This is a genomic window from Psychrobacter sp. Ps7 (assembly GCF_022129225.1).
GTDB classification, from domain to species: domain Bacteria; phylum Pseudomonadota; class Gammaproteobacteria; order Pseudomonadales; family Moraxellaceae; genus Psychrobacter; species Psychrobacter immobilis_A.
Genome location: NZ_JADQAH010000001.1, coordinates 192,829 through 215,967, shown reverse-complemented (window position 1 = coordinate 215,967; position 23,139 = coordinate 192,829). Strand labels below are relative to the sequence as shown.

Genomic DNA, 23,139 nt, shown 5'->3' with positions numbered 1-23,139 from the left:
TATTAATCACAATGATACCTAATAACAAAGATACCACGCCCCTATGAGTAACCAGTACCAAACCGACAATTTTGTCACCCCGATTGAAATAAGTATTGAGCAAATTGATATCAAAGGTCAATATCTGCAGCTGGTTGAGCCTATTCGTTTATCGGGTCAGGTAGATATTGATGCGCTACTTGCTCAGTATCGGATCGAGGTGGAGCAAGGCTTGCAGCAGTCAACGCTACAAATGGGCGTTGATGAAGCAGGACGTGGGCCGTTGCTCGGTAGCGTCAATGTGGCTGCTGCGATATTGCCTAAAACTTGGTCAGGATTGATTGAGATGCAGCCATTAAAGGACACGCCATTATCTATCTTGACCGACTCCAAGCAGCTGAGTGAAAAGAAGCGTGACCGTCTTTATCCGTTGGTTCAGCAGCATGCTATTGGTTATGTTGTCGCCGAGATCCCAGCAGCGGTCATCGATCAAGTCAATATCTTGCAAGCGACGATGCTCGGTATGCGCTTATGTACCGAAGTATTGTTAAAAGCCATTGCTCATCCTCTTGTCAACTCTATGAGGCAGGTCGAAGTTTTGTTCGATGGTAATCGCTGCCCTGAATTAAATGAGGCAATGCTCGCTGAACTGGGTATAGAAAAATCGATTATCGATTGCCAAGCATGGGTAAAGGGCGATGCGCGTCATACCAGCATTGCTGCCGCCAGTATATTAGCTAAAGTCAGCCGTGACAAAGCCATGTATGCGCTTGATGCCGAGCATCCAGAATACGGTATCGCCAAACATAAAGGCTATCCAACACGCGCACACGTAGAGGCAATCGAAAAATACGGCGTATTATCTGCGCATAGACGTAGTTTTGCACCAGTCAGAAAGTCATTAGAGAAAGCCATTTAAGAACAAATCACTTAAGAAGAAAGCACTTAAAAATAAACGTTAAGCTGAGCGTGCTTCTTTAAAATAGCCTAAGTGGAAATAGTCATGACTAAAAATAAGACAGTCTATAATGAACGTATCAGTCTTCAAGAAACACCAAGTAAAAATTTTTGGACTGTATTACAATGCCATTACAAATAAATTCAATACTGTGATATTAGCAGCTTAAGTCTACTTAGCTTATGTCCGCATATTTAACGCTGGCATTTATTGACTTATATACGCGCTATTATTCTATAGGATAAAAAATGACGCTCAGTACGCTATTAATAAGTACGCCACAGAAAAATCTTGCTGCAGTGCTTTTTTTGACAGTGTTTCTAACAGCTTGTGGTGGGGGCGGTGGTGGCTCTGATAGCAGCTCTAATACCAATGCGCCAAGCCCGAACCCACCTGCTATCGAGCCAAACGAGCAGCCCAGTGGTAATACAAGTGACAATTCAAGCGATAATGTTGGCGACCAACCTGATAGCAGTACTGCTACTAATGAGGTAAAGGCTGCATTAATTGCCAACAATAAGTTCAGTTTGGCACGTACCAGCTGTGGTCTGAGCGGCTTATCTGTTGATACCGCGCTTGATGATGTTGCCATTAAACATGCAAATTATATTAAATACGTCTTTGCCAATAGCTCACCGACCGCATTCAGTGCGCATTACGAAAATAAGATTGCAGATATTTCGGGCGTTACCAGTAGCAATAATCCATTTTTTGGTGGCTTAAGTTTTACCGATCGTTTATCAAACGCAAATTACCCAAATGTACGATATGGTGTGACTGAGAATATCGCCCAATCTATTCACTATAGTTCAGTAGGCAATCTTATTCGCTCGGATGTTGTGGCAGGCTCGATGGCAAAGTCCTTGCTGGCAGCGCCTTACCATTTGCGTTCATTAATGATGCCTAGTGCAAGCGTGACGGGTACTGGCGTGGTTATCTATAAGCCATACAATAAAGAGGCGGCGAATAACCAAGGTTATGTATTGGTCAACCATGCAGCAGCGACCCAAGCGACTAAAGATAATACGGTTAAAGGCGTATTCACTTATCCATGTGAAGGCGTGACGGATACAGTAACCGCGCTATATAATGAGACGCCAGATCCTGTCAAGCATACAGGTCGTGACTTGCGAGTGGATCCTATCGGGCAACCCATTTATATCAATATGCCATCCGCTCAAACGATTGATATCAGCAATGTGATATTCCATGATATCCAGCGAAATATCGATGTACCGATTGAGCTGCTAGACTATCGCCAAGATCCCTATAAAAATACGGCAAATGCACTACCAGCAAACGAAGCTTTTATATTACCAATCACTGATAATTTAAAAAGCTGCCAGATTGCCAGTAAAAAAGGCAAAAACTGTGGTTTACATGGCAACAGTGACTACCGTGTCAGCTTTGATATTTTAGTGGATAATAAAACTATCGAGCGTGAGAGCTTTACCTTTACGACAGGGATAGTGAACTAATAATTAAGTGAACTAGGGCGTGTCCTCAAGCTGAATAAAAGCACCAATCTGAACGAAAGCACCTAAAAATTAAGTAAAATAAAGCAAGGGCTGAACCAGTTATCTGATTCAGCCCTTGCTTTATTATCATAGTCAATCCATTGCACTATAAAAAGTTCGGCGTTCATCTCGCTTGAAATATATATATATGCCTATACTTGGTTGCCTTGTACTTCACACTTCTTTTGAGTTGAAGTAACTATATTAGAATAAATCATATTGCAATAAACCATATTGCAATCAATCATATAAATATATAAGCGCTAAAACGACGAGTTCGGTTGTTGCAAGAAGGCTTCTTCTTCATCCGTTGACTCGCGATCTAAAATGTCATTGCGATGCGGATAGCGACCGAATTGTTCAATGATATCTTTATGACGATTTTCGAAATCCAGCGTATTGTCATCATGTAATTTTTCAAACAATGGTAAGTAGCGCTTATGGATCACCAATGACTCTGAATGCATAAATGGCATGATGATAAACTTGCGCCATTCAGTCGGTAATGTATCAAAGTGTGGTTGTCCAATAGCCTCTTGTGCCAATGCGATAGCCATACCATCTTGTGCAAAAGCGCCTGCTTGCCCGCGACATAAATTACGCGAAAACTGATCTAAGACAATAATTTCTGCTAGTCTGCCTGCCAACGCCGTGATGGAGCTATTGCTATCGGTTGGCGCGTTTGCGCTACGCCATGTCACGCATTCACCTTGCTTGGCAGCTTGCCAGATATCACCGAATTTATCTTTTATCTGCGTATCAAAGTCATCATTTTGCGCAAACCAATATGGCTCATTGTCTTTGTCGAACCAAAACTCCAGTACAGCACGCGCATTAGCATCAAGATGTTCTAAATGAATATTTTTTGGGTCGAGCTGCGATGAATAAGCTTGGCTAGTAGCAGTGGAATAATCGGTTGATAGTGACATAAGATATTCTAATTATGATGAATTTAGTCTACTATAGCGCAAATATTTATGTCTGTCATGATGCCAACAGCAGCTATTAGGTAACCTCTTATGAATGCAAAAACTTCGCTAAACACCACCCAATCATCTCTACTGCCCACGCCTTATTATTTGCTCGATGAAGCGGCAATCGTTGCCAATATGCAGATTATCTCACGGCTGTGCGAGCTATCAGGCGCTAAAGCATTATTGGCGCTCAAATGCTTTGCCACTTGGGGCGTGTTTGATGTGATGCAGCCTTATTTGCACGGCACAACCTCATCGTCACTCAATGAAGTTAGACTTGGCTACGAGACCTTTGGTAAAGGTAAAGACAGTGATAATAAAAAAGAAACTCATGCTTACAGCGTCGCCTATAGTGCTGATGAGATCGATGAAGTATTGAGCTATGCTGATAAAATTATCTTTAACTCTATCTCACAGTTAAATGCTTTTAAAGGTCAAGCGGCGGCAAAAAATATACCAGTGGGACTGCGCTTAAACCCAAAGACCAGTAATTCATCGTTTATCATCGCTGATCCTGCGCGTCCTTTTAGTCGTTTGGGCGAACATGATAAAAACAAGATTGCAGCAGTACTTGATGATATTAGTGGGGTAATGATTCATAACAACTGTGAAAATGACAGCTTTGAAGCCTTTAGTGCCAGCTTGGCCGATATCGAAGACAGATTTGGCGATGTTTTAGCGCAGCTTGAGTGGGTGAGCTTGGGCGGCGGTATTCATTTTATCGCGCCTGATTATCCACTAGAAAAACTGGCTGACAGGTTAAAAGGCTTTAGTGAAAAATATGATGTACAAGTTTATTTGGAGCCGGGTGAGGCCAGTATTCATGGTGCTGGGTCATTGGTCACGACCGTCTTAGATACTATGCATAATGAAAAAAATCTCGCTGTAGTAGATTCATCCATTGAAGCGCACATGCTTGATTTGTTAATTTACCGTGAGTCAGCGCCGATAGCGGCTGTGAATAGTGATTTAATGAATATTGCCTCTCTTGATATCGACCCTACCAATATCGCACCCATCAGCGAGAGCGCTAAGTCAGCTGATAATACGATTATTTATGGTCGTTCTTGTTTGGCAGGCGATATCTTTGGTGAGTATGCCTTGCCAAATAACCTAACAATAGGTGATACCGTAACCTTTGGTAATGCCGCAGGTTATACCATGGTGAAAAAGAACTGGTTCAATGGTGTTAATATGCCGGCGATTGTGATTCGTCGTCTAGATGGCAGTATAGATGTGCAGCGCGAATTTGATTATCAAGATTACAAAGCCAGCTTGTCTTAATTTAGTTGTGTCGATTAATTGATTTAAATTTTAGAAAACAAAGACTTAAGTTCGTTTTTAGATGACTTTAACTCGTCTGTTTTTTATACATTATTTTTACCGATGTCTTCATGAAAATTGTTATAATCGCCACGGGCAAAAGCCAACAATCAAATGGTGCTTTGCCCGACGGGTGCGTGGGTTTTCCTCGGTCTTCCTTTTTAATTCACGCATATCATTCACTCGTTTCTGTTTTGACTCGCCACTATCGATGGTATCGACAGAGACACAAAGGAGGATTGTTCATTGAACACAAACCAACAAGCCAAATCTAGCAAAAAAGACGTACTCATCATCGGAGCCGGCGGTGTCGCTCAAGTGGTCGCGCATAAATGTGCGATGCATAACGATATCCTTGGCGAGATTCATATTGCCTCGCGCACGCAAGATAAATGTGATGCCATCGCCCAAAGCGTGAAAGATAAGAATAGCTTCAAGCAGCCTGCGGTATTGCATACGCACCAAGTGGATGCTATGGATACTCAGGCGCTGATACAGCTGATTCAAGAGTCGGGTATCCAAATCGTCATCAATGTCGGTTCGGCATTTATCAATATGACGGTATTGGAAGCTTGTATCGAGACAGGTGTTGCTTATATCGATACCGCCATTCACGAAGATCCACGCAAGATTTGCGAGACGCCGCCATGGTATGACAATTACGAATGGCAGCGCAAACAGCGCTGTGCGGACAATAATGTCACGGCGATTTTAGGGGCAGGATTTGACCCCGGTATGGTCAACGCCTATGCGCGTCTTGGCTATGACATGATGGATGCAGGTTCGGTGACGGATATCGATATCATTGATATCAATGCTGGCAGCCACGGTAAATACTTCGCTACTAACTTCGATCCTGAGATTAACTTCCGTGAATTTACTGGTACGGTTTACTCTTGGCAGGACAGCAAGTGGCAGTCTAATAAAATGTTCGAAGTGAAGCGTACTGACGATTTACCAGTGGTTGGCGTGCAAAACAGTTACTTAAGTGGCCATGATGAAGTGCATTCGTTATCCGCCAATTTAGACGTACCAAATATCCGTTTTTGGATGGGCTTTGGTGAGCATTATATTAATGTATTCACTGTGCTACAAAGTTTGGGTCTACTCTCTGAGCAGCCAGTGATGACTGCTGAAGGGCAAGAAGTTATCCCATTAAAAGTAGTGAAAGCGGTTCTACCAGACCCAAGCTCTCTTGCGCCGAATTATACAGGCAAGACCTGCATCGGTGACAAGGTCAAAGGCAAAATCAACGGCGTTGATAGCGAGGTATTTATTTATAATATCTCAGATCATAAAGACGCTTATAATGAGGTTGGTAGCCAAGGTATTTCTTATACCGCAGGCGTACCACCCGTCGCTGCGGCGATTCTGGTCGCAACTGGTGAGTGGGATGCTGGCAAGATGGTTAACGTCGAAGAGCTGGATGCCAAGCCATTTATCAATCTATTGAATAAGATTGGTTTGCCAACGCGTATCAAAGATAGCGAAGGCGACAGAGCATTAGCGTTTGATATTTAAATAACGAGTTTGATTTAGAAAAGCCTATCTTTTATAGATAGGCTTTCTTTTATAGATAGGCTTTTTTTATGTCTGGGTTTTTACGTTAATTTTACGAGCAGGTAGGGGAGCTGATCCTGTCATTACCCCTCACTAGGGTTATAATTTCTCAACGCCGCAATACGGTCATCAAGCGTTGGATGTGAGCGGAAAAGGTTTGCGATACTAAAGCCCGTAGATTGTCCTGATGAAATAGCAAATGCTTTCATGCTCTCAGGCATTTGATCTGGACGCTGCTCAGAAGGACGCAAGGCATCAAGCGCACTAATCATTTTGTCTTTGCTGGCAAGTTTTGCACCCATCTGATCCGCACGGAATTCGCGTAGACGCGAGAACCACATAACGATAGCAGACGCCAAAAATCCAAGCAAAATATCCATCACAATACTCGTGATAAAGTAACCAATACCTGGACTATCACTGGTATTTTTAAACACCGTCCGATCGACGAAGCTACCAATAATACGCGCAAAGAACATCACAAAGGCGTTTACCACTCCTTGGATGAGCGCAAGGGTGACCATATCACCGTTTGCTACGTGACCAATTTCATGCGCCAATACCGCTTCTACTTCATCGGGTGTCATGCTTTGCAATAAGCCAGATGAAACAGCGACTAATGCTTTGTTTTTATTCCAGCCTGTGGCAAACGCGTTTGGCTGAGAATTATTAAAAATCCCCACTTCTGGCATGCCAATATTTACCGCTCGCGCTTGTCTGGCGACCGTATCTACAAGCCATTTTTCAGTGGCATTGCTTGGCGTTTCAATAACCACCGTTCCCGTTGATCTTTTGGCCATCCACTTCGAGATAAATAGTGATACCATCGAACCAACCATGCCGTATACGCCGCACATAATGGCAAGACTGGTGTAATTTAACCCGCCCGCACCATGTACGCCACCAATTCCAAAAAATCTGGATAAAATACCAAACACGATGCTAAATACCACAATCACCGCTAAGTTGGTTAATAAGAACAATCCGATACGCATCATGATGCCAGTTTCCTCATTTAAATTTAAATACAACTTTAAGACATAATACTCTATGAGGTATTATATTTTTATATATGTTTTTACTTTACATAAATGGCGTTATTTTGATAAATAACAATCCCAGTTAACCGTATAAATACAGTGATATGGTTAGCGAGCAAAGAATAAAAATAAAGGATAGCGACATCTAAAAGGTGAAAACAATTATTTTTTGACGGTTTAAATAGTTAAGGGCTAAAAGTAAAAATTAAAACGAAAATAGTGAGCAGGTATAATGAGCACTCACTGTTAAGGTTTTTCATTTAACGCTCTATGAGGTCTAATCATGAACGCTCTAGCACTTAAAGTCCCTCCAGTCGCCCAAGTGATTATTACCGCCGCTGCTATGTATGGCGTCTCTAAAATGGTTCCTGCTTTGACGTTCTCACTCAACGGCTCAACTGTACTGGCAGTGGCTTTGGGTGTGGTGGGTCTGAGCTTAGGTATCATGGGTGTGACTCAATTTAGAATAGCTCAGACCACACCCAATCCGCAAGCGTTAGAGCAGGTCTCTAGTTTAGTGACCAGTGGTATATATCAGTATAGCCGCAATCCGATGTATGTGGGCTTGGTGCTTATATTATTAGGCTGGGCGTTCTATTTGTCTCACCTTCTGGCGTTTGTATTATTGCCTATTTTTATACTTTATATGACGCACTTTCAAATCCAGCCAGAAGAGCGGATGATGGCACAGAAATTTGGCAAAACTTATCAGGATTATCTAAATAAAGTGCGGCGCTGGATTTAAGGTGTAATAAGTAAAGATTTGATGATAAATAAATGAACAATAAAATCAGGGAGATGACGTTATGGAAATGAAAAATATACCTTTTGCTATTACCGATTGGACGACAGTAGAAGCGGTAGAAAACAGAGGTGAAACGGGCACGGGGTATTGGAAGACTTGCGAATTTAACAATATCAATGTGCATATGGTTGAGTACTCCGCAGGCTACCTTGCCGATCACTGGTGCGATAAAGGACATATTTTATTCTGTGTTGAGGGCGAGCTGAACACCGAACTAAAAGATGGTCGTACTTTTACCTTAACAGCGGGCATGACTTATCAAGTGGCGGACAATACGATTGCACATCGTTCGTCAACGAAGATAGGCGCTAAGCTATTTATTGTTGATTGATATTGCCAGTAACACCATAAAATTCATAAAGCTATAAAGCTATAAAACTATAGATCTATAAAAATAAAGCGAGAACATAAAATGCAACTAGAAATAAATGTCATCGATGCTTTTACGGATACCGTTTTTAAAGGCAATTCAGCGGCAGTCGTTATTACAGAAGATTGGCTTTCTGATAATTTAATGCAGTCTATTGCTTTTGAAAACAACTTATCCGAGACAGCTTTTATGGTTCTTGATGATAAAGGCATTTATCATATCCGCTGGTTTTCACCATTGACTGAGATTGCTTTTTGCGGTCATGCAACCTTGGCGTCAGCCTTTGTGTTATTTAACAAAAATCCTAGTATAGAAACCATTAAATTTTCCGCCAAAGCGGTTGGTATATTGACCATCGTACAGACAGAAACTGGCAAAATACAAATGGATTTTCCTAATACTAATCCTAAGAAAGTTGACAATATCCCTGATAGCTTGCTTGCAGGACTATCTATTGCACCCGTTGAAGTCTATAAAAATACTCAAGCCTATTTTGTGATTTATAATGCTGAGTCCGACGTATTAACAGTAGCGCGTGATAACGAGCAGCTAAAACAGCTTGCGCCTTTAGATGTGGTGGTGACTTGTCAGGCTAAGTCTGCTGGCTACAAAAACTATGATTTTATTTCACGTTATTTTTGGCCAGCCAATGGTGGCGATGAAGACCCAGTGACGGGTTCAGCTCATACTGCTTTAGCTCCATTATGGGCGGAGCGTTTGGGTAAAAATCACTTGGTCGCTTATCAAGCATCACGTCGCGGCGGGGTTCTAGACTGTGTCGTCGCAGGTGACAGAGTAATGATTTCTGGCAATGCCGTACAGTATATGACAGGATTTATCACCGTTTAGGAGTAGATGGTTTTGACTGAATTAAAAACCGTTGGACTGTTTGCGCTGACCGCATTAGCAGAGATAGCGGGCTGCTATTTGCCTTATCTATGGTTGCGAGAAGGTAAGTCTATTTGGCTGCTTGTCCCTGGCGTACTAAGTTTGGTCGCTTTCGTTTGGCTGTTGTCTTTACATCCTGCCGCAGCTGGTAGAGTCTACGCGGCTTATGGCGGCGTGTATATTTCGATGGCTATTTTATGGTTGTGGACGGTGAATGGTATCAGGCCGACCACGTGGGATATAGTAGGTTCTGCGGTTGCGTTATTAGGCATGGCAATTATTATGTTTGCGCCGCGCGGTGCTTAGCATAAAGACCGCACCTAGCATAAAAAATGCCAATCAAACCGTGAGGTTCGATTGGCATAGATTTAAGTGACACAATGATGCACTAAATATTAATGTTTACCTAAGATACTGCCGTTGTCGTCTTTCTTAGATTGTTTGGCAGCTTTTTTCTCTTTTGCCGTTAATAGCGGTTTCTTTTTTACGTTCTTTTTACTGTCTTGACCTTTACTCATGGTTTTTTCCTCTTGAGATAAGCCGTAATACCTTTTAAGCCAGTGTAAATAGTTTTAAGGTTAGATTAATGCTGATGACGCAAATAGTGCGTACTGCAATGAGTATATGCTTAAGGGGTCGCAATAGATAGCGCTAGCACAATTCACCTACGATTTGAGTCAATCCTGTATCCATCCCTTGTATAATGCTCCTTCTAAAAATTTGTTTGATAAATGAGTTTTATAAGTAGATTTTCAATGCCATGAATTTATTTAGTCAATACTGCTATTAATAAGTGCTTACTTACGGAGTCATCACGATTTGCTATAATAAGCCACAAGCCGATAAGTCGTCGCGGCAAACTTTTATAATATTCATATTTAGCATAAAAATGCTTACTGTTTTGGTTGATTGTTATGCGTATCCGTAAACTTTTTAAATTTGAAAATGCACATATTGTGCGTAATTGTAGCTCTGAGCGCTGCAAACACTCTATACATGGTCATAGTTATCAGATTGAACTGATTCTTGAGGCTAAGCGCTTGGATCATGGGCAAATGGTCTATGATTTTGGCTTATTAAAATCGTCTATCAAGGACATTATCGACAGCTTTGATCACGCGATTTGTTTTTGGAATAAAGACGACCCTGAGTATGTCGCTGCCTGTAAAAAATTCAGTGCGCGCTGGATAAGCTTGCCAGTATCGCCATCGGCAGAGCAGTTTTCACGCGTGATATTCTTTTGGGCGCAAGAAATTCTAAAACAAACCCAAATGCAAAACGGTGAATCTGATGTCAGCGTTTACTCGGTGATTGCACATGAAACCGCTACCGGTTACGCGCAGTGCTTTGCTGATGATGTGGCGAATGAGCAAATGGGTAAGCTTCATCTAGAAGCGTTTGAGTTTAGCGATCAAGTCAGTGCCGAGTGGCACGACCCTGAGCTATATGCCAAATTGATCCGCGGTGAAAGCTTTATCAACCCAACGGTGACTATGCAGGTACAGACGAAAGTGCAGGTAGGTAAGCCCGATGCCTAATAGTACAACAGAGGACAAAAATGCTAAGACGCTGACACTGTATACAGAAGCCGATACTCAGCGTTTGGCTGCACAATTGGCAGCTTTACCTTTGACAGGTAGTGTCTGGTTGGCAGGTGATTTAGGGGCAGGTAAAACGACTCTGACTCGCTATTGGTTGCAGGCGCTCGGGCATGCAGGTGCCGTCAAAAGCCCGACTTATACCTTGGTCGAGCCTTATAGCATCGAGCAAACAGACGGCTCAGTCAAGCCAGTTTACCACGCGGATTTGTATCGTCTGCAAGACCCAGAAGAGCTGTCTTTTATCGGTTTTGATGAATATCTGGATGAGCCAAATGCATTGGTTATCATCGAATGGGCAAGCCGTGCGGACAGCTATTTACCACCGCCGACCTTGTTTATCGATATGACGCAAGCTACTAGCACTGATAAGGATAATGAGTCTCGTCAAGTCGAGCTGCGGCTATCGAAGGCTGGACAAGCGCAAGGCTTGGATTTATCCTCTGTTAAGATTTAATTATACATTTGAATGTTCAACAGACCTTAATATAAGTCATCAATATCTGCCAGTACTACTTATCATCACGTAAAACAACGATACCTCTTAATGCCGAAAATGCCAGACAATCATTCTTATACTCGCATCAAAAAACTATCGCCGCTGCTCATCAATCAATTGGCAGCGGGTGAGGTAGTGACACGCCCAGCAGCTGTAGTCAAAGAGCTGCTAGAAAATGCCATTGACGCTGGTGCGACCAATATTGAGATACATATTACTCAAGGCGGCATGGGTATGATTGAAGTGGTCGACAATGGCGTGGGTATTCATCCCGATGATATGGTCATGGCAATTACCCGTCATGCAACCAGTAAAGTCGCGGATGTCGCTAACTTACACGGTATTACGACGTTGGGTTTTCGCGGGGAAGCACTAGCAGCGACGGCGGCAGTATCTCGGCTGACTTTAACCAGTAGCCATGATGACAGTGGCATCGGTCGCCAGTTGCAAGTCGCAGGTGTGTTAGATGATGCGCCAAAGCTCATGCCAGTTGTGCATCATCGTGGTACCACCATTACGGTTAAAGATTTATATTTTAACGTACCAGCACGCCGTGGCAATTTGAAATCTATTGCGACGGAGTTCGGTCATATCGAAACGATTGTGCGCGAAGTGGCTTTGGCGCGAGCAGATGTGGCACTGACGCTGTTTCATGATAATAAAAAACGATTGTCACTTTCTTCAAGTGCGATGTCTTTAAGTACGATGTCTTTAAGTACGATGTCTTTAAGTACGGTGTCTTCAACTACAAGGCTTTCAAATTCAAAGTCTTTAAATACCGTTTCTACAAATGCTAATGGCAATAATAATGTCAATCCTTTGCCATTGGCACGTCTTGAGCAAGCGACTGGGTTGTCGTTAACCAAAAAGGCGTTAGAGATAGCGATAGACCTCACCAGTTTAATGCAGCCATCCAGAGAATATGTTAATAATGGCTTTGGCGATCAAGCAAGCGTTAATGGTTGGTTATGGCCTATCACTGATTCGCAGGATACCTTACCAAAATTAATCTATGTGAATGGCAGACTGGTAAAAGAAGCATTGATAAGCAATCAGCTACGCCAACTTGCCCAAACTGCTCAGTTGGTAGGAACTGGCTATGCGCTTTATTTTGATTTGCCCACTCAGTGGCTCAATATCAATGTGCATCCATCTAAACAGCGTATTAAAATAAGTCCGCTCAATAATATTATGGCGCATGTAAGCCATGCGATTCGGACAAAACTTAAGACAGTAGTGACTACAGAGACGATCAGTTCTGCTAATGCTATTCAAATACTAGGTAATAGTCAGATAGTAGATAGTAATTTGTCTATCGATAACGCATTCGCTACTGCAATGCCAAACACATCAACGACCATTTATTCAAGCAAAAGCCAGCAGGTAAAAGCGCCCAAACAACCCTATCAGTTGTCAGAAAATAGGTATTCGCCTCAAACCTTAAACGTACCAAGTGTTTCTGAGAAAACAAGTCAAAACACCAGAGGTATCGCTAACGATGTCGCAATACATTCGACATCTTTGCCTTATTGCCTAGACGTTGTTACTCATTTAAATGAGGCATTAACCGAATCTGTTGGCACGACATATAGTGAGAATAAAGCACTGCCTTGGCTATTGTTTTATCATCAAAGCCAATGTGTATTGCTCGGTGCAGAGAATTGGCAATCAAAAATGCGTTCGTTATTTGAGTCAAGTTTACTTAGCAATAGGGCATATAAAAAAGATCAATGGCTGCACAGTGCAAATGACATTAATCAGCAACTTGCTGCCGTGAGCATGCAAATGTCAAAGCAAGACTTGATGGTGTTCTTGGCGGATATCGACGCGTTACTGACTCAGCATGCGATTAAAGCGATAGATGGTAATCAATTAGCAACATTGATGCTATTATCTGCGCCTGAGTCAAGATAGCTATAACGACAAAAAATATAATAAGCAAATTTTAGCAATGACACTGCTCAAAGTTATTTATTGCTACTAATATCATTAATAAAGGCAAGCCTATGCAACTTTCATCTGACAGCTCATCTTATCGCCTAAACGCCAATTTAGCAGATAATAGCGTGGTGTGTTTGATGGCGCCGACAGCAAGTGGCAAGACTGCACTGGCTTATGAGTTATATGATACAGGGCGTTATGAGCTAATTTCAGTAGATTCAGCGCTGATTTATCGTGATATGAATATCGGTACGGCAAAACCAACCGCTATTGAGTTGGCGCGTTATCCACATCATTTGGTTGATATTATCGATCCTATGCAGAGCTATAGCGTCGCCGAATTTGTGAATGACGTTGCCCGTTTGATTGATAGCTGTCACGAGAATGGCAAAATACCGTTGCTGGTTGGCGGTACTATGATGTATTACATGGCACTGCTAGACGGGCTATCTCCAGTACCTGACAGTGATGATAGTGTTCGCGCACGTGTGGAGCAGTGGCGGCAAGATAAAGGCATTAGTGCGCTTTACGACTATTTGGGTGAGATAGATCCGATCAGCCATGAGCGCCTTAATGCGACTGATACTCAGCGCATCACCCGAGCAGTTGAAGTTTATCTGCAAACTGACATTCCTATAAGTGACTGGCAGCGCAAGCCCAAGCAGGCATTGGCAAATAATCCCAATCAGCAATGGCATGCATTGACAGTCATGCCTGATCGTCCATGGTTGCATACACGTATCGAGCAACGTTTAGATATCATGTGGAATGACGGGTTGGTGACTGAGGTCATTGGTCTGCTGGAGCGCTATCCTTTAACGCCAAATCTACCATCCATGCGCTGCGTTGGTTATCGCCAAGTACTAGAATACCTAGTACATATCGATCACCCAGTATTTGAACAGCCTCATCTAGACAAAGCGCAATTTTACAGTGCTTTTGAAGTGCTGCAGTCTTCAGCTCAATCAAGCTTATCTGATGATGCGACCCAGGCACTTGCTTGTCAGCAAATGCAAAATAAGGCATTATATGCGACAAGACAATTGGCAAAACGTCAGTACACATGGTTACGCAAAGTCATGCAATTGCCTAGTAAGTCCATGGATGGGGCGATAGCAGCCGATACCTCTAGTGAGGAAGGCTATTCTATAGACCGCAATATGGTGGTAAAAGCATTCACTACCATGGCGCAGGCAAGAGACTATTTATATTAAATCTATCAATGATACTAAAGCTATCAGTTATAGCAAAATCACTATCGCCTCAAAATATGGTATGAGTTAATACCTTATAAATACAATATGGTGTACTAAAAATATAGTATTGCAAAAAGCTCTATGCAACTATTAGAAAGTAATGACAATTAGTATCAAAATATATCGTAGATAGCTGTTATAATTTAAATTCATCAAAATAGTAGGTGTAATATTAGCCTAACTGTGTTTTCAATCAATATTAATTGACGTTTGTTGATAAAAATAACTACTGAAACAACTAGTTACTTAATTATTTACAATAATAATGTATTCGCGATAAAGTGGAATCACTTAAGAACAAGTAGCGTTTATTTAGATACGTTTTATAAAGAAAATTTATTATTGTATCTGCCGTTAGCCATTATAATTAAATGAACACTTAAAATAATTGGCACTAAAACATAATTAATAATATTTAGGAGAGCTCTCATGTCAAAAGGACAAACTTTACAAGATCCGTTTTTGAACTCGCTGCGCAAAGATCGTATTCCTGTCTCTATTTTCTTGGTCAATGGTATCAAGCTGCAAGGTCAGATTGAATCATTTGATCAGTACGTGGTATTGCTCAAAAACACTGTCAGTCAAATGGTATACAAACACGCTATCTCAACCGTCGTGCCGGCACGTAATCCACGTAGCAGTACGACAACGACAGGTACAAGTACTCAACCGCAAAGCGCTGCTCCAGCAGGTTATCAAGGCGGCGGATTTGAACGCGGTAGTAATCCTGCTAGCACAGGTGGCTTTGAAGAGCGCGGTTTTGCGTCTAATCGCAGTGGTTTTAATCGTGGCGGTTTTAGCCAAGGTCAAGATCGTGGTTTTGAGCGTGGTAGCTTTGGTCAGAGTCAGGAGCGTGGCTTTGAACGTGGCGGTTTTGGTCAAGACCGTGGCTTCGAAAACCCAGCAGATAATACGGGTTTTGAGGAAAAGCCAAATGATGGATCTAATGATAACAATGGTTAGAGAGCAAGATTCATTATCGAAGGTGCATTACTAATACGTGATTTATCCGATCAAAACCTGCTTTTATAGTGGGTTTTTTTTGTATAAATAAACGTATAATAATGGTCTAAAATGACGTGCCGAGTTGTTAGCGATTGGTTTCGTAGATTATTATTAATATTGGGCATAGTATAGTAAAATACAGTATTGATTCATTATAAAATAGAGCGAATCCATGAGTAATACCCAAATCAATCTAACCCATGAGCAGTTTATTAGTAAGGCTATCGAAGCGATTAACACTGAGATATCGGCATTGGCTTTGCTAACAGAGCAGATAGACGATAGGTTTGCACAAGCATGCGATATTATTTTAGCTTGTAAGGGTCGAGTCGTGGTCACTGGTATGGGTAAGTCAGGATTGATTGGGCGTAAAATAGCGGCGACGTTTGCCTCTACTGGCACGCCAGCCTTTTTTATGCATCCTGGTGAAGCTGGGCATGGCGATTTAGGCATGTTGGTAAAAGGTGATGTACTGCTTGCTATCTCTAACTCTGGTGAGTCCGATGAGATTAAGATGCTGCTGCCAGTGGTCAAACACCTAAATATTCCACTGATTAGTATTAGCCGTGATAAGCGCGGTATGTTGCCTCGTGCCGCGAATATTGTATTGACGCTCGGTAAATCGCAAGAGGCTTGTCCACTTAATCTTGCTCCTACTTCCAGTACCACGGCGACCTTAGCGCTTGGCGATGCATTGGCCGTTGCCTTAGTCCATGCGCGCAACTTTACCTCAGAGGATTTCGCATTATCGCATCCAGCAGGCGCATTAGGTCGTCAGCTGCTAACGCGAGTTGAAGATTTAATGCATACTAAGTCAGAAGATTTGCCGCTTATTCATCAGCAAGCGCCACTGCAAGAAGCGCTTTTTACTATGTCTGCTGGGCGCTTAGGAATGACGGTGGTGACCGATGATAATGATAAGGTGGTTGGGGTATTTACAGATGGTGACCTACGCCGTGGTCTAGAAAAAGGCATCGATTTGCAAACGCCGATGGCTGAAGTAATGGTTAGTAATCCACGGCGCATTAGTAAGACCATGCGCGCATCAGATGCGCTCAGTGTGATGAATGAAAATGGTATTAGCCAGTTGCTAATTATTGACGACCAAGATCGTTTAGAAGCAATTATTACGGTACATGATTTGCTACAAGCCGGTGTAAAATAAATAGCATTAATAAAGATATCGGTTTATACAGTATAGATTCGCACAGTATCGATTTATAACAATAAAATGTAAAAAATAGCCTTAAGAAAGAGGGATATGATGCAAGACTTAATCAAAAAAGCCGGACAAGTAAAGCTGTTGATAATGGATGTCGATGGTATTTTATCAAACGGTCAAATTATCTATGATGCCAATGGTATCGAGACCAAGGCCTTTTCTGTCCATGATGGCGTAGGCGTTAAGTCGTTAGCACGTTATGGCATTTTGACGGCTATTATTACAGGTCGTAGCAGTGCCATGGTAGATAAGCGCGCCACGGAAATGGGCGTTAATTATGTGGTGCAAGGTCGTGATGATAAGCTGGTTGCTTTAAATGAGCTACTAACCATACTTGATCCAGCGCTCAATATCACGGCTGCTGATTGCGCTTACATGGGCGATGATTTACCAGACATTAAAGCGATGCAGACCGTTGGATTTGCTGCAACAGTACCCAATGCGCATGCTGAAGTCATCAATCGCAGTGACATGGTCACCACCCGATCAGGTGGCACTGGCGCTGTACGTGAAGTATGTGACCTCATTTTGAAAGGTCATGGACACTATCAAGACTTCATCGCGTATTATACGCTTGATGCAGCAAAAACTCAGGATAATTTGTCGTGAATACTCGTGTTTTAATAGTTCTTGCCTTGATTATCGCTGGTATTGCAGGTTGGTTTTTTCAACAGCAAGGAGAGATAGCGCCGCCAGTTAGCATGGAAGCAACCGATGTTGATTATGAAGCAACAGATATCAAAGCGGTACAGACTAATGAGAAAGGCGAAACTGAGTATGAGCTGACTGCCAAAACATTGACGCACAATCCAGAGACCAATTTAGACGAGATGTCAGGCATCACTATGAATTGGGAGCCATCGGCAGAGCAGCGTTATCGTATTGAAGCGGGTAGTGCTGCTATCAGTCAGCAAACGGGTGAACTCAGCTTGTCAGGGGGCTTTTCACTGGTCAGTGAAGGCAATAAAGACGCGCCAGATATTGAACCGATAAAGGTGACAGGTAGTATCCTTAAAGGCAATACCAAATCAGGGCAAGTATATAGTGACGCGCCTGTTAAGATTGAACAAGGCATGAATCGGTTTGAAGCTTCTAGCATGACCGCCAACCTTGAGACCGGTGAATATGAGTTTGGTCAAGTTGCCGTCGCTTTTACTCCAGCTGAACGCCAAGATAAAGCATTGTTTTGATCGCAGTAACTCTTATTGACTATGTAATAAAAATAGCAGCTAGCATAAAGTTTGCAAATCCTACTACCCATTATAAAACGAGTGATTTTTATGACATCTAAATTTTTGCCTACTTTGCGCTCATCATTAGCACGCTTTAATCTAACATCGTGCCGCTTGCGTCAATTACATGTGCTGCCAACGGTTATGCTGCTGGCACTACCACTTTACAGTCATGCGCTGCCATCAGATGCCAATCAAGAAATCAAACTATTGGCTGATAAAGCGACCTATAGTGAGCGTACAGGCGTTACCAGCTACTCGGGTAGTGTCATTATCACTCAAGGTACGTTTAAAATGACCGCTGATAACATTACGGTTAACCTATCACAGGGTCGCAGTATCAATTCAGCAGTAGCGACCGGACGCCCTGCAACCATGCAACAGGTAGTCACACAAGAAAAAGGGCTGGCAAAAGGTCAAGCCAATAAGATTGATTATAATGCGGTCACTGGTATTGTTACTTTGACGGGTAATGCTAAGCTGGTTCAAAATGGCGCAAGCTTTGCGGGTAATGTCATTCGTTATAGCCTAAAAGCTGGTGATGTTGAAGCAACTGCTGGCGGTAATCAGCGCGTAGAGTTGGTGTTTCCGCCCAGTAGTAATGGTAGCCAAAGTAGCATCCGCTAAAAAGCTGAATGGTTAATGTAACTGTATCAACACCCCTTAGTGTATTAGTGCTTGAATTCTGCAACCGTATGAGTAAGTTATGAGTGATAATAAGAATACAAACCCTTTGGTAACCAACAATAACGCAGCACCTGCGACGCGACTATCAATGCAAAATCTAGGCAAACGCTATGGTAAGCGCTGGGTTGTGAAAGATGTCTCTTTCTCCGTAGAACAAGGGCAGGTCGTTGGTTTATTAGGTCCAAATGGTGCAGGGAAGACAACCAGCTTTTATATGGTGGTAGGGTTGGTCAATATGGATAAAGGCCGTGTCACTTTAGGAAAAATGGATCTGTCTAAATATGCCATGCATGAGCGTGCGCGTGCGGGTATTGGTTACTTACCACAAGAAGCATCTATCTTTCGAAAATTGTCTATCGAAGACAACATCTTGGCTATTTTAGAAACTCGTAAAGAATTGAATAAAAGCGAGCAAAAGCAAGAACTTGAAAAGTTAATCGGTGAGTTCCATTTAGAGCATGTACGAAAATCATTAGGCATGAGCGTATCAGGTGGTGAGCGTCGTCGCTGTGAAATTGCCCGTGCATTGGCGGCTGACCCAAAATTCATTTTATTAGATGAGCCATTTGCAGGCGTGGACCCTATCTCTGTTGGTGATATCAAAGACGTTATTTTGACCCTCAAAAATCGTGGTATTGGTGTTTTGATTACTGATCATAACGTTCGCGATACCTTGGCTATTTGTGAGAAAGCTTATATCGTCTCAGAAGGTGCTATTATCGCTGAGGGTACTTCTAGTGAAGTGTTAGAAAATGAATTGGTGAAAGCCGTTTATTTGGGTAAAGACTTTCACGTATAAATGAGGATGTGTTGAACATTGTACTTGTCTCGAATACATTTTTTTGCTAAATGCGCATCGATTAGCTCTGCGTATTTTTAAATGTTCAATACACCCTTAATATCTCAACGTGTTTTTCGCGCTACTATTTACGCTGTCTGTTAGACTTATAATTTCCATTAAGTTCTCAAGACAGCGCTTGCTACTCTTCCTATACCTAGCTATTCATCATATTTAGCCTTACTTCTTCTATAAGATCTAGTCCGTCATACTGATGGCTAATTTATCTCAAAAATCATTCTCAAATTAATGCTTATCAGAGCGTCACGATATTTTATCAATTAATCTTGATTGGACACTTGAATAAGGTTCATACGTTATGGCAAAAAATAAGAGCAGTTATGTCTGTCAGCATTGCGGCGCGCATTTTGGCAAGTGGGCAGGGCAATGTACCGATTGCGGTGAATGGAATAGCTTGGTCGAAGCACCAAATGTGAGCATGCCGCATCACAATAAAAACGTTTCTAAACCAGTAGCAAATCGATCAGCATCTCGTGAATCAGGTGGTGCACCATCAGGAAATTATTCGGGTACGCATAGTGCGGTCATGCCGCTTAATGCTGTGAGCGTAACGCTAGACACACGCTTACCAACTGGTATTAGTGAGTTTGATCGTGTACTTGGTGGTGGATTGGTTGCTGGTTCAGTCGTTTTAATCGGCGGTGACCCTGGTATCGGTAAATCGACGATTTTGCTACAAACTGCGACTAATATGGCACGTGCAGACTCGTTAGCAGGTAGCGCCTTGTATGTGACTGGTGAAGAATCATTGGCACAGGTTGCTATGCGCGCTAGGCGCTTAGATTTACCGGCCGATAGATTACGCGTACTGGCCGAAACCAATGTAGAGACTATTTGTGCCGCCTTGACTCAAGAGCAGCCCGCCATCGCTATTATTGACTCTATTCAAACCATTTATACGGATGCAATCAATTCTGCACCTGGTGGCGTCAGTCAAATTCGAGAGTCTGCGGCCATCTTGACTCGCTATGCCAAACAGACTGGCACCGCGCTATTTTTAGTGGGTCATGTAACCAAGGAAGGCACGCTCGCAGGGCCACGTGTCCTTGAACACATGGTTGATACTGTCTTATATTTTGAAGGTCAATCAGACTCACGATTTCGGATGATTCGTGCCGTCAAAAACCGCTTCGGTGCCGTCAACGAATTAGGTATTTTCGGTATGACAGATATGGGACTGAAAGAAGTCGCCAATCCATCAGCGATATTTTTGAGCCGCTATGACAAACCCGTTGCTGGATCTGTCGTCATGGTCAGCCGCGAAGGCACACGACCCTTGTTGGTGGAAGTACAAGCGTTAGTCGATGATTCGCAAGGATCACCTAGACGAATGGCATTAGGATTGGATTTTCAGCGTCTGTCCATGCTGCTGGCCGTCATGCATCGTCATGGCGGTATTCATACTAGCGGACAAGATGTGTACGTCAACGTCGTCGGTGGTGTCAAGGTTATAGAGACGGGATCTGACTTGGCGGTATTGTTGGCTTGTGCCTCAAGTATTAAAGAAAAAGCCTTGCCATCGTCATTGGCTGTATTTGGTGAAGTGGGATTGTCGGGTGAAATCCGTCCTGTACCGAACGGTCAAGAACGTTTAAAGGAAGCGATGAAGCATGGATTTAAGCATGCCATTATTCCAAAAGCCAATGCGCCTGCTAAGGATGCTCCTCAATTTAAAGGCATCAATGTGATTGCCGTTGAACGTCTCGATGATGCCATTGAAAGTGCATTTGAATTGTAAGGTGCAAGGGTTAATCATTTTGATTATGGTTGTTTTATAAGTTATTGCTAGGCGCTACAGCTTTATCTGTAGCTTAATGGATACAATAAACTGAAACCACAAAAAAGCGCCTAACACTGATGTGTTAGGCGCTTTTTATAGTCTAATACAAATAGACTGTTTTTTTAGAATTATGGTCCTGAAACGCGCTCAATAGCAACATTACCCACACCTTTACCCGTAATACCGAGTTTTTTGGCAGCACCATAAGACAAATCTAGCACACGGTTACCATGGAATGGACCACGATCATTCACTTTTACCACGACGCTTTTACCGTTGGTCTTATTCGTGACTTTAACATAGCAATTCAATGGCAGTGAACGATGCGCCGCTGTCAAACCATTCATATCGAATGTTTCGCCACTGGCTGTTTTACGACCATGGAATTTACGACCATACCAAGAGGCTAGGCCTGTTTGCTTAAATTTACTGACCGAGTTAGAGGCTACGGCTGTCAGACGCTCTAATACATCTTCATCATTAGTCAGTTGAGAGGTGTCACTGGCTAACAGCGAGCTGCTAAGTGCCAATGAAGTTGGTTGGCGTGCTGACTTCACCAAACTTGATGCACCATCATGTTGACGGCTAAGCTCACCAAGTACACGATCGATATGGGAGGCGTTATCTTGTGAAATCATCGCAAGAGAGGTTTTTGCTTCTACAGCATTTGCATTAGTAGCAACTGCGGAGCCAGCAAACAATACTGCTGACATGGTAAGTAAACCAGATAAACGCTTATTCATAGATACCTCTATAACTTATACTTTAAAATCTAACTCTAATAGTTCTAGACTGAGCGTGGCAATGTTAGACCAATCTAACAGCGTCACAAACTCTAAAGCCGCATCATCAATATTTTTTTCATATAATTATTGATACTAAACGTGGCTTTTATAGATTTTAAGGTATGGTAATTTTTCATTTTATTATCATAAGCGGGTCAGGATAATACGACCAAAGATACTTATGAAACGCTCAAATGACAGCTAACGATATTAGTAGAACACCCAATCCGAATACAAAGGTTGAGTACCGAGTCCGCTATATGTGCTATTTACAAGCTTTCTAACATTGCTAAATTAATAAAGGTTTTAGAAGGTATTGCGTGTGTCTTTGTTATTAAACCGTTAATTAAGTAGTGTATTTGAAAGCTTGGAATCTACAATTCGCTAACTATACGTACGAGCTACAACCAAAATATAATTAAATGCAAAGTTTATTAGTAGCTATGTACGGGTTATGTATCAAAGTACAGTAAAACGAGGTTAACGCAATTATTTGTAAAAAACAAGGATTAAAATCTATCAGTACCAATTGGCAACGAAGTATTTTGATGAGAGGAAATATGAGGGTATTTTTAATTATTTCAATTAAATCAATGGCTTGTATTTATTATTAAAAGTAGATAGGAGGATTTTTATGGCAAGTTATAGGACTTGCCATAAAATGATGAAACAATAAAATTTGTTAGAAACCCTTAATTTGTTGTTGATTTATATTTATTTTCAACCATTTTGCATGTGAAAACATTCTAAATGAAGGCTTTAATTGGCTGGTTCATCCGCCTTACGACTTTTATATAGCCTGTATTTTTTGATTTTTAACATGAATAGCATTAAGGTAAAGTTTGAATGTTTATTAGAGAA

23 protein-coding genes are annotated in these 23,139 nt (G+C 42.1%); 19 read left to right on the top strand and 4 right to left on the bottom strand.

Annotated features, from left to right (window positions below; all coding sequences use genetic code 11):
- The first annotated feature begins 43 nt into the window (after positions 1-43).
- Both I3257_RS00890 and I3257_RS00885 read left to right on the top strand, forming a co-directional pair.
- Positions 44-898 (top strand): ribonuclease HII, encoded by an 855-nt coding sequence (locus tag I3257_RS00890; protein ID WP_087815912.1) that lies wholly within the window; start codon positions 44-46, stop codon positions 896-898.
- A gap of 287 nt (positions 899-1,185) precedes the next feature.
- Positions 1,186-2,415, top strand: a complete 1,230-nt coding sequence (locus I3257_RS00885) for a CAP domain-containing protein (RefSeq protein WP_087815914.1) — start codon at positions 1,186-1,188, stop codon at positions 2,413-2,415.
- 302 nt (positions 2,416-2,717) lie between these two features.
- Here I3257_RS00885 and I3257_RS00880 read toward each other — a convergent pair whose 3' ends face one another.
- On the bottom strand, positions 2,718-3,383 hold the full coding sequence (locus I3257_RS00880) for a DUF924 family protein (RefSeq protein WP_201560931.1): 666 nt from the start codon (positions 3,381-3,383) through the stop codon (positions 2,718-2,720).
- 90 nt (positions 3,384-3,473) lie between these two features.
- Between I3257_RS00880 and I3257_RS00875 the strand changes: the two genes are divergently transcribed.
- The gene (locus I3257_RS00875) at positions 3,474-4,712 is read left to right on the top strand and encodes a carboxynorspermidine decarboxylase (protein ID WP_201560930.1); all 1,239 of its coding nucleotides are present in this window, start codon (positions 3,474-3,476) and stop codon (positions 4,710-4,712) included.
- A gap of 285 nt (positions 4,713-4,997) precedes the next feature.
- Entirely contained in the window at positions 4,998-6,272 is a 1,275-nt protein-coding gene (locus I3257_RS00870; RefSeq protein ID WP_055124939.1) for a saccharopine dehydrogenase family protein, read from the top strand.
- Positions 6,273-6,394: 122 nt separating this feature from the next.
- On the opposite strand, the gene htpX is transcribed toward I3257_RS00870, so the two are convergent.
- A complete protein-coding gene (gene htpX / locus I3257_RS00865) occupies positions 6,395-7,309 on the bottom strand; it encodes a protease HtpX (RefSeq protein ID WP_055124936.1) in 915 nt (304 codons plus the stop codon).
- A 325-nt stretch (positions 7,310-7,634) separates the two neighbouring features.
- On the opposite strand from htpX, the gene I3257_RS00860 reads away from it, so the two are divergent.
- From I3257_RS00860 to I3257_RS00845, 4 genes are all read left to right on the top strand, one after another.
- Positions 7,635-8,096 carry an isoprenylcysteine carboxylmethyltransferase family protein gene (locus I3257_RS00860; protein ID WP_087815920.1) on the top strand — a complete coding sequence of 154 codons (462 nt, stop codon included), beginning with the start codon at positions 7,635-7,637 and terminating at the stop codon, positions 8,094-8,096.
- Between the two features lie 61 nt (positions 8,097-8,157).
- Positions 8,158-8,487, top strand: a complete 330-nt coding sequence (locus I3257_RS00855; RefSeq protein WP_045446391.1) for a DHCW motif cupin fold protein — start codon at positions 8,158-8,160, stop codon at positions 8,485-8,487.
- A gap of 81 nt (positions 8,488-8,568) precedes the next feature.
- Positions 8,569-9,375, top strand: coding sequence for a PhzF family phenazine biosynthesis protein (locus tag I3257_RS00850; protein ID WP_201539693.1), 807 nt, complete (start codon positions 8,569-8,571; stop codon positions 9,373-9,375).
- A 12-nt stretch (positions 9,376-9,387) separates the two neighbouring features.
- On the top strand, positions 9,388-9,720 hold the full coding sequence (locus tag I3257_RS00845; RefSeq protein ID WP_055125033.1) for a YnfA family protein: 333 nt from the start codon (positions 9,388-9,390) through the stop codon (positions 9,718-9,720).
- Between the two features lie 89 nt (positions 9,721-9,809).
- Here the strand turns inward: I3257_RS00845 and I3257_RS14135 are convergent, their stop codons facing one another.
- Positions 9,810-9,932: a hypothetical protein gene (locus tag I3257_RS14135; protein WP_020443648.1), complete on the bottom strand. Its 123-nt coding sequence runs from the start codon at positions 9,930-9,932 to the stop codon at positions 9,810-9,812.
- A 396-nt stretch (positions 9,933-10,328) separates the two neighbouring features.
- Here I3257_RS14135 and I3257_RS00840 point away from each other — a divergent pair, with 396 nt between their 5' ends.
- From I3257_RS00840 to radA, 11 genes are all read left to right on the top strand, one after another.
- Positions 10,329-10,952 carry a 6-carboxytetrahydropterin synthase gene (locus tag I3257_RS00840; protein ID WP_238048506.1) on the top strand — a complete coding sequence of 208 codons (624 nt, stop codon included), beginning with the start codon at positions 10,329-10,331 and terminating at the stop codon, positions 10,950-10,952.
- Entirely contained in the window at positions 10,945-11,469 is a 525-nt protein-coding gene (gene tsaE / locus I3257_RS00835) for a tRNA (adenosine(37)-N6)-threonylcarbamoyltransferase complex ATPase subunit type 1 TsaE (protein ID WP_201581423.1), read from the top strand. The genes I3257_RS00840 and tsaE overlap by 8 nt, the downstream gene beginning before the upstream one ends.
- Positions 11,470-11,559: 90 nt before the next feature.
- On the top strand, positions 11,560-13,425 hold the full coding sequence (mutL, locus tag I3257_RS00830) for a DNA mismatch repair endonuclease MutL (RefSeq protein WP_238048505.1): 1,866 nt from the start codon (positions 11,560-11,562) through the stop codon (positions 13,423-13,425).
- A 92-nt stretch (positions 13,426-13,517) separates the two neighbouring features.
- Positions 13,518-14,666, top strand: a complete 1,149-nt coding sequence (gene miaA / locus I3257_RS00825; protein ID WP_087815931.1) for a tRNA (adenosine(37)-N6)-dimethylallyltransferase MiaA — start codon at positions 13,518-13,520, stop codon at positions 14,664-14,666.
- Between the two features lie 471 nt (positions 14,667-15,137).
- Positions 15,138-15,671, top strand: coding sequence for an RNA chaperone Hfq (gene hfq, locus I3257_RS00820; RefSeq protein WP_087815933.1), 534 nt, complete (start codon positions 15,138-15,140; stop codon positions 15,669-15,671).
- A gap of 214 nt (positions 15,672-15,885) precedes the next feature.
- Positions 15,886-16,878 (top strand): KpsF/GutQ family sugar-phosphate isomerase, encoded by a 993-nt coding sequence (locus I3257_RS00815; RefSeq protein WP_045452836.1) that lies wholly within the window; start codon positions 15,886-15,888, stop codon positions 16,876-16,878.
- A gap of 99 nt (positions 16,879-16,977) precedes the next feature.
- The gene (locus tag I3257_RS00810; RefSeq protein ID WP_201560936.1) at positions 16,978-17,544 is read left to right on the top strand and encodes an HAD hydrolase family protein; all 567 of its coding nucleotides are present in this window, start codon (positions 16,978-16,980) and stop codon (positions 17,542-17,544) included.
- Positions 17,541-18,125: an LPS export ABC transporter periplasmic protein LptC gene (gene lptC, locus I3257_RS00805; protein ID WP_045446404.1), complete on the top strand. Its 585-nt coding sequence runs from the start codon at positions 17,541-17,543 to the stop codon at positions 18,123-18,125. The genes I3257_RS00810 and lptC overlap by 4 nt, the downstream gene beginning before the upstream one ends.
- 186 nt (positions 18,126-18,311) lie before the next feature.
- Positions 18,312-18,794, top strand: a complete 483-nt coding sequence (gene lptA / locus I3257_RS00800; RefSeq protein WP_087816076.1) for a lipopolysaccharide transport periplasmic protein LptA — start codon at positions 18,312-18,314, stop codon at positions 18,792-18,794.
- 79 nt (positions 18,795-18,873) lie between these two features.
- Complete coding sequence (gene lptB / locus I3257_RS00795) at positions 18,874-19,653, top strand: LPS export ABC transporter ATP-binding protein (RefSeq protein ID WP_087815937.1); 780 nt, start codon at positions 18,874-18,876, stop codon at positions 19,651-19,653.
- A 358-nt stretch (positions 19,654-20,011) separates the two neighbouring features.
- Positions 20,012-21,451 carry a DNA repair protein RadA gene (radA, locus tag I3257_RS00790; protein ID WP_045446411.1) on the top strand — a complete coding sequence of 480 codons (1,440 nt, stop codon included), beginning with the start codon at positions 20,012-20,014 and terminating at the stop codon, positions 21,449-21,451.
- Between the two features lie 170 nt (positions 21,452-21,621).
- Here the strand turns inward: radA and I3257_RS00785 are convergent, their stop codons facing one another.
- A complete protein-coding gene (locus I3257_RS00785; protein WP_045446414.1) occupies positions 21,622-22,236 on the bottom strand; it encodes a septal ring lytic transglycosylase RlpA family protein in 615 nt (204 codons plus the stop codon).
- Positions 22,237-23,139 lie beyond the last annotated feature (903 nt).

Bases quoted from the DNA above. Each gene is read 5' to 3' on its own strand.
- I3257_RS00840 (WP_238048506.1), top strand. From the start codon at position 10,329: ATGCGTATCCGTAAACTTTTTAAATTTGAAAATGCACATATTGTGCGT.
- I3257_RS00810 (WP_201560936.1), top strand. From the start codon at position 16,978: ATGCAAGACTTAATCAAAAAAGCCGGACAAGTAAAGCTGTTGATAATG.
- I3257_RS00785 (WP_045446414.1), bottom strand. From the start codon at position 22,236: ATGAATAAGCGTTTATCTGGTTTACTTACCATGTCAGCAGTATTGTTT.
- htpX (WP_055124936.1), bottom strand. From the start codon at position 7,309: ATGATGCGTATCGGATTGTTCTTATTAACCAACTTAGCGGTGATTGTG.
- mutL (WP_238048505.1), top strand. From the start codon at position 11,560: ATGCCGAAAATGCCAGACAATCATTCTTATACTCGCATCAAAAAACTA.
- I3257_RS00850 (WP_201539693.1), top strand. From the start codon at position 8,569: ATGCAACTAGAAATAAATGTCATCGATGCTTTTACGGATACCGTTTTT.
- I3257_RS00880 (WP_201560931.1), bottom strand. From the start codon at position 3,383: ATGTCACTATCAACCGATTATTCCACTGCTACTAGCCAAGCTTATTCA.
- I3257_RS14135 (WP_020443648.1), bottom strand. From the start codon at position 9,932: ATGAGTAAAGGTCAAGACAGTAAAAAGAACGTAAAAAAGAAACCGCTA.
- I3257_RS00860 (WP_087815920.1), top strand. From the start codon at position 7,635: ATGAACGCTCTAGCACTTAAAGTCCCTCCAGTCGCCCAAGTGATTATT.
- tsaE (WP_201581423.1), top strand. From the start codon at position 10,945: ATGCCTAATAGTACAACAGAGGACAAAAATGCTAAGACGCTGACACTG.
- miaA (WP_087815931.1), top strand. From the start codon at position 13,518: ATGCAACTTTCATCTGACAGCTCATCTTATCGCCTAAACGCCAATTTA.
- lptB (WP_087815937.1), top strand. From the start codon at position 18,874: ATGAGTGATAATAAGAATACAAACCCTTTGGTAACCAACAATAACGCA.
- I3257_RS00890 (WP_087815912.1), top strand. From the start codon at position 44: ATGAGTAACCAGTACCAAACCGACAATTTTGTCACCCCGATTGAAATA.
- I3257_RS00875 (WP_201560930.1), top strand. From the start codon at position 3,474: ATGAATGCAAAAACTTCGCTAAACACCACCCAATCATCTCTACTGCCC.
- I3257_RS00855 (WP_045446391.1), top strand. From the start codon at position 8,158: ATGGAAATGAAAAATATACCTTTTGCTATTACCGATTGGACGACAGTA.
- radA (WP_045446411.1), top strand. From the start codon at position 20,012: ATGGCAAAAAATAAGAGCAGTTATGTCTGTCAGCATTGCGGCGCGCAT.
- hfq (WP_087815933.1), top strand. From the start codon at position 15,138: ATGTCAAAAGGACAAACTTTACAAGATCCGTTTTTGAACTCGCTGCGC.
- I3257_RS00815 (WP_045452836.1), top strand. From the start codon at position 15,886: ATGAGTAATACCCAAATCAATCTAACCCATGAGCAGTTTATTAGTAAG.
- lptA (WP_087816076.1), top strand. From the start codon at position 18,312: ATGCTGCTGGCACTACCACTTTACAGTCATGCGCTGCCATCAGATGCC.
- I3257_RS00885 (WP_087815914.1), top strand. From the start codon at position 1,186: ATGACGCTCAGTACGCTATTAATAAGTACGCCACAGAAAAATCTTGCT.